The 1127-nt window shown below is 65.2% G+C and carries 1 protein-coding gene; it reads left to right on the top strand.

What is annotated here, in order from left to right; genetic code table 11:
- The first annotated feature begins 234 nt into the window (after positions 1-234).
- Positions 235-1104 (top strand): IS5 family transposase, encoded by an 870-nt coding sequence (locus ACZ49J_RS45410; RefSeq protein WP_467457751.1) that lies wholly within the window; start codon positions 235-237, stop codon positions 1102-1104.
- The last annotated feature ends 23 nt before the right edge of the window (positions 1105-1127 follow it).

Below are 1127 nucleotides of genomic sequence, written 5' to 3'. Positions count from 1 at the left end.
AGAGGTCGTTTTCACCTAAGTTGCCCGTTTATCGGATGAATCCGCAGGTGGTGGATGACGGTACAGGCGGGGGCGTAGAGGCCGTCGATGCCGGCGAGTCGTGGGATGTTGCGGATGGGACGGAAAGGGGCGCGATCCTGTCTCATCCCAGGATGCCGGTCTTCGGGGGTGTGTGCTTCGCCCGCCGTTTCTGTGCGACTGGGCGCACTCGGTTCGCGGCGGTACGCCGGAAGCATGTCGAAGCGACGCCCATATCCGAGTGATCTGTCCGATGCCCGCTGGGAGTTGATCGAACCGGTCCTGGCGGCCTGGCGTTTCGAGCGCCGCGGCCGGGCCCTGGACTTCGGCCGGCCGCCCGAGCACGACCTGCGCGACATCATGGACGCGATCTTGTACGTGGACCGCACCGGGGTTCAGTGGCGCTACCTCCCGCATGACTTCCCGCACTGGAACACGGTCTACGGCTACTTCGCCAGGTGGCAGCAAGAAGGCGTGTTCGCCCAGCTCAACGGCCTGCTCAGGCAACTCTTACGAGAGAAGGAAGGAAGGGAGGCTGAACCGTCGGCCTGCGTGATCGACGCGCAGAGCGTGAAAACCTCCACCAGCGTGCTCGCCTCCGGCCAGGGCATCGACGCCGGGAAGAAGATCGTCGGACGGAAGCGGAGCATCGTCACCGACACGGTCGGCCTTCTCCTCGCCGTGCTGGTCACCGCGGCGAGCGTGCAGGACTCCATCGCCGGCACCCAGCTCCTGGACCAGGTCGCCGCCGAACATCCCGGCATCCGCAAGGTGTGGGTCGATGGCGGATACCGCCAGCACCTCGTCGAGCACGCAGCCGCCCTCGGCATCGACATGGAAATCACTCAACGCAAGCCAGGCACCAGGGGCTTTACCCCGGTCCCGAAACGGTGGGTGGTCGAGCGGACCTACGGCTGGCTGATGCTCCACCGTCGGCTGGCCCGCGACTACGAGACCTTGCCCGTCCGCTCCGAAGCCATGATCCACATCGCCATGACCGACCTCATGGCCCGCCGCCTTACTGGCGAGAACACCATCTCCTGGCGCGACCCGACACCGCAGACCAAACACCAGATTCCGGGATGAAACATCGGGAGAAAACGACCTCT

The sequence above is a fragment of the Streptomyces sp. NPDC030840 genome (genome assembly GCF_055572015.1).
This window is presented reverse-complemented; position numbering and strand designations above follow the sequence as displayed.

Coding starts and splice junctions, on each gene's coding strand:
- ACZ49J_RS45410 (WP_467457751.1), top strand. CDS start 235: ATGTCGAAGCGACGCCCATATCCGAGTGATCTGTCCGATGCCCGCTGG.